Origin of the sequence: Ohtaekwangia sp. (assembly GCF_036786105.1) — a bacterium.
GTDB lineage: Bacteria > Bacteroidota > Bacteroidia > Cytophagales > Cyclobacteriaceae > Ohtaekwangia.
The window spans coordinates 1-8249 of sequence record NZ_DAIQRQ010000096.1; the positions used below are offsets into that span (position 1 = coordinate 1).

Here is an 8249-nt window from a genome sequence, read left to right on the forward strand (position 1 = left end):
CGGTCGTCTGCCAGTGCACTCGTAAACCATGCCGGCAACTGGCGTTCTTCCGGTGTCATAAACGCCATCATGCTGCCAAAGAGTAACAGCAACACGCACAGTCCGCCTGTAGCACCGAGCACGATGTACAGTTTTTTCTTTACATCCTTATCGATACCAATTTTCAAAAGTTTTTCGAGACCCAGCATGCCCAGCAGCGGCATAGCAAAGAGCGCCATGATGAGCATAAAAGTTACCGACCGGAACTTGTTATAGCCGGGAAGGTAATCGAATAAAAAGTAATTGAATGATTTAAAGCTATCGCCCCAGCTGGCTACAATACCGAATATAACAACCGGTATCAGCCACCATACATATTTCTTCTCTGCGAAAACAATACCCAGTATAAACAGGAAGAAGATCACGGCACCACCGTAGTATGGTGCGTTGGCAGGATTAATGCCCCAGTAAGCCGAGGTATACTGTGCCAGTTGGTTAGCCATTCGCTCGTCACCAGAGCGGGTCAGGGCGGTATATACTTCACTCTTCGGGTCTTGCACCAGGAAGTTCGAGCTGCTGCCACCGTAAAAGTTAGGGATCAGCAACGTCATGGGCTCAAGTATACCATAGCTGTAATCGAACGCGTATGATTTTGTTAAACCACTCGTTGCCTCTTTGGTATTGGGTGCAGTAAGCTGTGCTTTACCGCGAATGGAGTACTCGCTATATTCTGCCACGGCCCACATGGGCCCTATGAACGAACCTACCGCGATCACGGTAGCGGCTACGAGTATACCAATGGTTTTGAAGAAGTCTGCTACTTTTTTCTCTTTCACGAAAGCGATCAACTGCACCAGCCCATAGATGAGCACGATGATGAGCATATAGTAGGTGATCTGCAAGTGATTTTCTTTCAGGTGAAGCGCCAGCCCGGCCGTTGTAACACCAAAGCCGAGTATCTTCTTGCCCGAAAACGCCAGGTGTATACCCGCCATAACGAGTGGCATAAACGCAATGGCACCAATGCGTGCGTTGTGGCCGGCTGCTATACCGATGATCATATAGGAAGACAGCCCGAATGCTATAGCGCCGGCAATGGCCAGGTAAGGTCGCACGCGGAAAGCCAGCAGCATAATATAGTAGCTGAGAAAGGCCAGAAAGATATTGGCCACCGGGTGAGGCAACGAAAGCGACATAACACGCTTTACAAAAGCCACCGGCCCGTTGCTCCAATGTGTATTCACCAGGTATGCAGGCATACCACTAAACATCGACTCCGCCCAAAGACCTTCATCACCGGTCTTGTCGCGGTAGTCACGCAGGGCTTTGGAAGATCCCTCCCACTGCTGTATATCGTATTGATTGATAGCCTTGCCATCGAAGAAAACAGGGCTGAAGAAGATTACCGTCACAACCAGGAATATGCCAATCGCTACCAGGTGCGGCAATACCTGTTCGGTGAATTTGATTTTTTTCATGCGTTAAAGATCGTTTTACAAGACACGCGTCATACACATTTCCGTGTCAGTCGCGCAAAATAGGAAGGATTGTGGATACTCCCGAATGAATCTTTATTTTGCATCTGTAATCAATTTGTTATTCTTTATGGATTTAGCTGACCTGATCCCGTTCATTTTTCAGAGCCTGTTGGGATTAATCCCGGCCCTGTTAATACTGGCGGCTACCGTTTATTATACCTTCAAACGACCGGCTGTAGACGGATATCTGATGGCCATGGGTAGCCTGATCTCTATGGTTACGCAGACCTTCTATAGCCTGGGAATACCCATACTGCGACAAATGGGTATGGATGTGATGGCTGTATACGACCGCTTTTCAATACCGGTTGGCATCGTGAGTATTTTGGGGCACCTGATGTTTGCTGTGGGGCTGTTCCTGCTCATCTTTAAAACGGTAAAAGCTCCCGTTTCTACAAATGATCCTTCAGGATATTGACGGCTGCTACCAGAATCAGTACAGCGGTAATACGTTTGATATATAGCGGATTGAATTTTCGGGCACCCAGCCGCGAACCAATCTGTCCGCCCAGAAATACAGCTGCCAGCAACGGCAGTATAAATGTCCATTGTATTTCCGGAAGACCTGCCTGAAACTGACCGGCAAGTCCGCTGATTGAATTTACCAGTATAAAAAGGCTGGCCAGTGCCGATATTTTCCGGGCATTGGCCCACCGCAGAAAGTGTAGCACCGGTGAAAGAAAAATTCCGCCTCCTATACTTACCAGCCCTGATAAAAAACCGATGCTGCCTCCCAGCGCTATATTTATACCCGTTGTGTTATAATTCTTTCCCGATGTGTTGATCTTCTCCGGTTGTATCCACAACACTATAGCTGCTACCAGCAGGGTAAAGCCCAGCAACACAAAGAACGTATCGTCCTTCAACCTCCAGAAACCTCCCATGTATGCCATGGGTACGCTCACCACCAGAAAGGGCCATACTTCTTTCCATGCAATTTTACCTTCACGATAAAAGATTATCGTTCCGCTCGTTACTACTATAATGTTACACAGCAAAGCCGTAGGCCGAATGATCCCCTGCGTCAGCATAAACATGGGCTGCGCCAGCATAGCGAGGTAGCTTGATCCTCCACCAAAACCAACGGAAGCATAGACGAGCGCTATACAAAAAAAACTGACCATGAGTATAAGCTGAGATGCATCCATAGGAAGATTACTCGGTTCTGCGAACCATGATGGATTGAAGATTTTTCACGTAACGTCTGCCGGTGTGCACATCCTGTGTCGAAATCATCAGGATGCTTTCATTCAACGTATCAGCAGGTTGATTGTCTTTCGAAACAACAATATATACCGAGTTCCCTATCGCTGTATTAAAGAGCTCGTTCCAGGAGTAAACTACTTTATAACCATCGGTAGCCTGACAGGTGAAATAATATTCGCTTAATACTTTCGGGTTTTCAGCATCCAGTGCAATACCCTGCAGAAGATCGCGCAGCAGTATCCCGCTCAGGTCTTTGGCAGTGCCTTTGGCTTCACCTTTATGATTGGTGATGGCTACATCGCCTATACTATATACTTTAAAATTCCTGATCTCTGCCCATGAAAACGTCTTCGGCGATTTCAGTCTGCCACTTACCGTTATCGATGATGTTGCCCTGAACGTTTCCTGTGCGTAGCTGCTAATCACTATACTAAAAAAGAGAACAGATAAGAAAATGCGGTTCATATATACCAGCAAATTATTTAGGATGTCGATGAAAAGATAGGTGCATTGCAACGGCTTTCATAATTACTATCCACCAATGGTAGACATGGATTCATGCACGGGCAAATGATTGCTTCGCTTGGCTTCAGCTTCAAAGCCATCTTGGGCACGGTGGCGAAAAGCATACAGTAATTTTTCCCTGATCTCATCATCTGTTACCCCCGAGCGAAGCAATGTTTTTATATCAAGCACACCGTTGTCGTACAGACAGGTTTTTAAAACACCCTGTGCTGTAAGGCGGATGCGATTGCACGTGCCACAAAACGTGCGACTAAATGCAGCGATGACACCGATCGTTCCGGTATATCCGGGAATAGTGTAATTATAGGAAGTGGAGTTCGCAGCGTCGTGAATCTTCTGTAAACCGGGGTGATGCTCCTGGATATAGCGCACAATCTTTTTATAGGTCCAGTTCAATACCGGGTAGTGACTGCCTTCGCCGTTGAACGGCATCTCTTCAATAAAGCGAACATCTACTTTATGGTTGCGCGTAAGCTCAATAAGCGGAAGTATATCGTCTGTGTTCTTGCCATCCATCACTACCGCGTTGATTTTTACCGGTATCTCCTGCTTCAGTAATTGATCCAGTGTTTTCATTACCGGTTCAAATTCATCACGCCTCGTTATGGTTTTGAACCGCTCACGGTCCAGTGTATCCAGGCTGAGATTTACGGAAGCAATACCCAGTTTCTTTAACTCTGGAATAAACGCAGAGGTAAGAATCCCATTCGTAGTAAGATGAAGGTCTTGGATACCGGGTATCTCTACAATGGAGCGGATAAGTTTCATCAGGTCGGTGCGCACAAACGGTTCTCCACCGGTAAGTCGTACTTTCGTTATCCCCATAGAAGCCATCAACGACACCAGTCGGTGAATCTCCTCGAATGTAAGCAGTTCTTTCCTGGGCAGATAGTGAATGCCTTCTTCCGGCATGCAGTAAAAGCAACGCAGGTTACACCGGTCGGTTACCGCCAGCCGAAGGTAGTTAATAGGTCTGTTATGGTTGTCGAACAGTGTCAAAAGCTGCAGCGTTATTCATTACGTATAGAAAGCAAATCACAAATTACAACAAAATATAAACTGTAGCAGTTTAAACTTTGTGCAGGGTGCAGAAAGGATTTTGAATTTGTGTGCTGGCATTGGAAATTGTTTGATATTTGAATCGATTGACAGAAACTAAAAACGCATGAATACATTCCGGGTTCGGGCATTCGGTATAACGAAAGACATTCTTGGTGGGAAAGAAACGGTTGTTGAGGCATCCGGAAAAACGGTAGGCGATCTGCGAACTTCTTTACTTCAGAAATATCCACAGCTTGCCGGCCTTCGTTCACTGTTCATCGCTGTAAACAACGCGTATGCAGACGATGCTTCGGTGCTGAACGATGAAGATGAAATTGCCTTGATTCCACCGGTAAGCGGAGGATAACGGTATTGATTCAGAAGGGTTTCCTTGATATTTCCTTCATAAATAAGTAACTTCATATTCCTTCACATAGAATGTTCAATCAACCTTTAGAGAACATGATCAAAATCACCGAGAAACCAATTGACGTTCAAAAAGTCATTGATACAGCTTCGAGCCTCAGTGCCGGAGCTGTTAATGTGTTTGTAGGTACTGTGCGCAACAATGCGCATGGCAAAAATGTAGTCTGGTTGGAGTATGAGGCATACGAAACCATGGCCGTAGCGGAGATCAGAAAAATTATTGACGATGCATCGCACCGATGGCCCTTGTTAGGGTGGGCCGTGAGTCACCGTATCGGCACCTTGAAACCAGGTGAAGTAGCGGTGGCCGTGGCAGTATCTACCCCGCACCGGAAAGATTCTTTCGATGCCTGCGAGTATATCATCGACACGCTGAAGGAAAAAGTACCAATCTGGAAGAAAGAAGTATTTGAAGACGGAGAAGAATGGATCTCCGCCCGACCGGAAGTAGCCGTGAATAATTCTTAATTCTTTTCCCCGCAGAAATTCTCCTCCCACAGAACTCACAGGTTAACACAGATTTTTAATTCATTTTATCTGTGAAATTCTGTGATTTCTGTGGGAGATTTATTTTTATTAAATCTGCGGGAAATAAAAAAATAAAGGAGGCTCCAAGACCTCCTGTTATTTTATCCGATCAACATCACAGCAGCCGATACGAGTATCATGGCTGCCACCAGACTTGCAATCAGCACAATAATCAAATCGCGATGAATACGATTTGTGTGCGGCTTAACGATTGGTTTCATACACCAATTAAAATTTGATCACAATCTAAACAGTCGAACGCTTTAAAAGTGTGGAAAGATGCGTACGGATTTTTGATGTAATAAATCTGTATAAATGATTTTCTTTTACCTCTGGTCTATACCGTTATATACCTAAATTAAGTGATCATCTGCCACAGAATGTGTAGCAACAAAACGATAGCGCATCCTGAGCACTATATACCGGAAAAATAAGGGGGAAAGAACGTTACCGATCCAGGTCTGATACTGATTTCGAGGCGTTTAAGCACAAGTGTAAATGCTGCTCTGGCACTTGTACCTGTTCTGATTTACCAAGGAAGTCTTTCGAACCCCCGATAAATCATTCACAGGAGTATAACAAACGTTACGTATGCTATAGCGTAATATTCCTTCATGAAGGTTTATCTTTTCACTCCGGTTTGTTCAAAAAATGCTACACAGAGCAGAAGGTTAGCAAAACTCAAAAGATAATGCAGCAAAAAACATAATAGTCTATCAAGTCACTGTATAAATCAACCTCATTAGCGTTGCAACATTTACTTAATAAACAATCCGTAGAAGAAATTATATAGGAGCCGGTATTTAACTCAGTATACACAACGGGAGGTATAGGCTAAAGTATCCGGAGGTAAAAATTCAATGACACAAAGTAATTCAACTTCTGTTGGCCTGGTAATTATCAAGATCTTCCCGTGTATTGATGTTCTGATGAACGCGTTTATCGGGAGGAGTAAGCAGGTTAATAACCTGTTGTTTCAGAAAACCACGCGGACTCACAGCACCTTGTTTATAGTAATGAAGCAGATCGTTATAGCAGGAAGCTTCCCATATCGCCAGCAGCGGTTCAGGTTCTTGGCCGTCTGAATCGTAAAAACAGGTAGCAGCCTTTTTATAGTCGCGATGCCCGGTGAGGTAACGAAGTGTGGATTCATCTACAAAGGGCATATCTACCGGCACGGTCAACCACGCCACCTGGTTATTGAGTTGAAATGCAGAGAGTATTCCATTCAACGGGCTTTCTATATCAAACTGGTCGGGTAATGGATGAAGGTGTGCCGGCACTATTTCAGTTTGCTTGCACGACACAAATACTTTTTCACAAACTATACTCAGGATACTGCTGAGATACTCGCGCTGTGGTTTTCCATGATAGTCGATCAGCGCCTTATCATATCCCATCCGCGAGCTTCTTCCACCCGCCAGCACCAGGCCATATATAGCGGATGCATTACTCATGTATATCCTTTCCGCAGTGCGGACATTTTTTAATTTCTTTAGGCTTGTCTACATGCAGCATCTCAAAAAAACCTGACGATAATATACCGGCGGGCAGCGCGAGCAATCCTACGCCTGCTATGGCAAACAATCCGCCCAGAAATTTTCCCAGTGCCGTAACAGGCACCATGTCGCCATACCCTACCGTGGTAATGGTAGCAATGCCCCACCACATGGTAGCCGGTATACTGCTGAATTTCTCCGGTTGTGCATCATGCTCGGCATAGAACATAATGAACGATATAATGGCCAGCACAAAGAGTATAAAAAGAAAGCTGAGTATCAGTTGTTCCTTTCTGTCGGCCAATACCTTTTTAAAAATCTTGAGCGCATGCAGATATCGCGCGATCTTAAAAAGACGAAACAGCGACATCAAACGGAATATCCGCAGAAAGCGCAGGTCTATAAACACAAAATAGAACGGAAGGAAAGCCAGCAGATCAATGATGGAGAGTGGCTGCGTCATGAAACGAATGCGTCCTCTTACCGGATCGCTGTATTCAGGATTCTCTACGATGGAATAGATTCTTGCTATATATTCTACCGTAAAAAAGATAATGGTAAAATATTCGAACCTTACAAACACCGTATCATACTTCTGCCGGATGTCTTCGACAGAATCTACCATGATGGCCAGTATATTCAGAATGATGATGGAGACCAGAAAAAATTCGAATATACGTTCGATGATACCACCCTTCTCGGTTGGTTCGAGCGTGAGGTAGAGTCGTTTGCGTAGCGTCATGTTATTGCCCGCGTTTGAAATCTTTTTTACCACCCGACTTCTCCATTAGTTTTACTTCTTCAATAGTGATATCGTGCGAAAGCGCCTTGCACATATCATACACGGTAAGCGCCGCTACCGAAGCAGCTGTGAGCGCTTCCATCTCCACGCCTGTTTTGGCAGTAATTCTGGCTTCTGTGTTTATAACTATTTTCCTGTTGATCACTTCAATCTTTACCTGGCAATCTTCCAGACCAATGGGATGACAGAACGGAATAAGATCGGCCGTGCGTTTGGCGCCCATCACTCCGGCAATGATCGCAGTCTGAAACACCGGACCTTTCTTAGTTATCAGCTCATCGTTCTCAATCAGATTAAGAATAGCATCGCTTACGCAGACGGTGGCACGGGCACGGGCCATGCGTGAAGTGATCTGCTTCTCCGTTACGTTTACCATCTGCGGAAGCCCGCTGGACGAAACGTGTGTAAATGTCTTTTTACTCATGTATCTTCGGACAAAAACAAAGTTAATAATAATTGAACATGGTACGTGTTGAAGAAGCCACTGACCTGGTATTGTCGCATTGCTTTAAACCTGCTGTTGTGCGCGTTGATCTGAACGATGCTGCCGGAAGAGTGCTGGGCGCTGTCGTAAAAGCCGACCGCGACTTCCCACCTTTCAACCGTGTAGCGATGGATGGTATTGCCATCTGGTTTGACGAATGGAAAAACGGAAGACGCGAATTTTATATAGAAGAAACTCAGGGAGCCGGGCAACCTCAAAAA

At 45.2% G+C, this 8249-nt stretch carries 9 protein-coding genes and 2 pseudogenes; 4 read left to right on the forward strand and 7 right to left on the reverse strand.

Going from position 1 to position 8249, the window contains the following annotated elements; genetic code table 11:
- Positions 1–1457 (reverse strand): annotated as a pseudogene (locus V7Q33_RS22255) (hypothetical protein); the annotation flags it as partial.
- A gap of 127 nt (positions 1458–1584) precedes the next feature.
- On the opposite strand from V7Q33_RS22255, the gene V7Q33_RS22260 reads away from it, so the two are divergent.
- The gene (locus V7Q33_RS22260) at positions 1585–1935 is read left to right on the forward strand and encodes a hypothetical protein (protein WP_331981971.1); all 351 of its coding nucleotides are present in this window, start codon (positions 1585–1587) and stop codon (positions 1933–1935) included.
- Here V7Q33_RS22260 and V7Q33_RS22265 read toward each other — a convergent pair.
- From V7Q33_RS22265 to moaA, 3 genes are all read right to left on the reverse strand, one after another.
- Entirely contained in the window at positions 1910–2665 is a 756-nt protein-coding gene (locus V7Q33_RS22265) for a sulfite exporter TauE/SafE family protein (protein WP_333821340.1), read from the reverse strand. The two genes, V7Q33_RS22260 and V7Q33_RS22265, sit on opposite strands and share 26 nt — an antisense overlap.
- A 7-nt stretch (positions 2666–2672) precedes the next feature.
- A complete protein-coding gene (locus tag V7Q33_RS22270; RefSeq protein ID WP_333821341.1) occupies positions 2673–3188 on the reverse strand; it encodes a hypothetical protein in 516 nt (171 codons plus the stop codon).
- A 66-nt stretch (positions 3189–3254) separates the two neighbouring features.
- Positions 3255–4256 carry a GTP 3',8-cyclase MoaA gene (moaA, locus tag V7Q33_RS22275; RefSeq protein WP_333821347.1) on the reverse strand — a complete coding sequence of 334 codons (1002 nt, stop codon included), beginning with the start codon at positions 4254–4256 and terminating at the stop codon, positions 3255–3257.
- A gap of 157 nt (positions 4257–4413) precedes the next feature.
- On the opposite strand from moaA, the gene V7Q33_RS22280 reads away from it, so the two are divergent.
- Together V7Q33_RS22280 and V7Q33_RS22285 are read left to right on the forward strand one after the other, a co-directional pair.
- Positions 4414–4656 carry a MoaD/ThiS family protein gene (locus tag V7Q33_RS22280; protein WP_331981980.1) on the forward strand — a complete coding sequence of 81 codons (243 nt, stop codon included), beginning with the start codon at positions 4414–4416 and terminating at the stop codon, positions 4654–4656.
- Between the two features lie 95 nt (positions 4657–4751).
- Positions 4752–5183 (forward strand): molybdenum cofactor biosynthesis protein MoaE, encoded by a 432-nt coding sequence (locus V7Q33_RS22285; protein ID WP_331981983.1) that lies wholly within the window; start codon positions 4752–4754, stop codon positions 5181–5183.
- A 935-nt stretch (positions 5184–6118) separates the two neighbouring features.
- Here V7Q33_RS22285 and mobA read toward each other — a convergent pair.
- Genes mobA through moaC form a run of 3 tightly spaced genes read right to left on the reverse strand, consistent with a single transcriptional unit; the run spans position 6119 to position 7968 of the window.
- Positions 6119–6700, reverse strand: a complete 582-nt coding sequence (mobA, locus tag V7Q33_RS22290) for a molybdenum cofactor guanylyltransferase (RefSeq protein ID WP_333821343.1) — start codon at positions 6698–6700, stop codon at positions 6119–6121.
- A complete protein-coding gene (locus V7Q33_RS22295) occupies positions 6693–7484 on the reverse strand; it encodes an ion transporter (protein ID WP_333821344.1) in 792 nt (263 codons plus the stop codon). Before V7Q33_RS22295 ends, mobA begins: the two co-directional genes overlap by 8 nt.
- A 1-nt stretch (position 7485) precedes the next feature.
- Positions 7486–7968 (reverse strand): cyclic pyranopterin monophosphate synthase MoaC, encoded by a 483-nt coding sequence (gene moaC, locus V7Q33_RS22300; protein WP_331981991.1) that lies wholly within the window; start codon positions 7966–7968, stop codon positions 7486–7488.
- A 38-nt stretch (positions 7969–8006) separates the two neighbouring features.
- Here moaC and V7Q33_RS22305 point away from each other — a divergent pair.
- Positions 8007–8249, forward strand: a pseudogene (locus V7Q33_RS22305) (molybdopterin molybdenumtransferase MoeA); the annotation flags it as partial.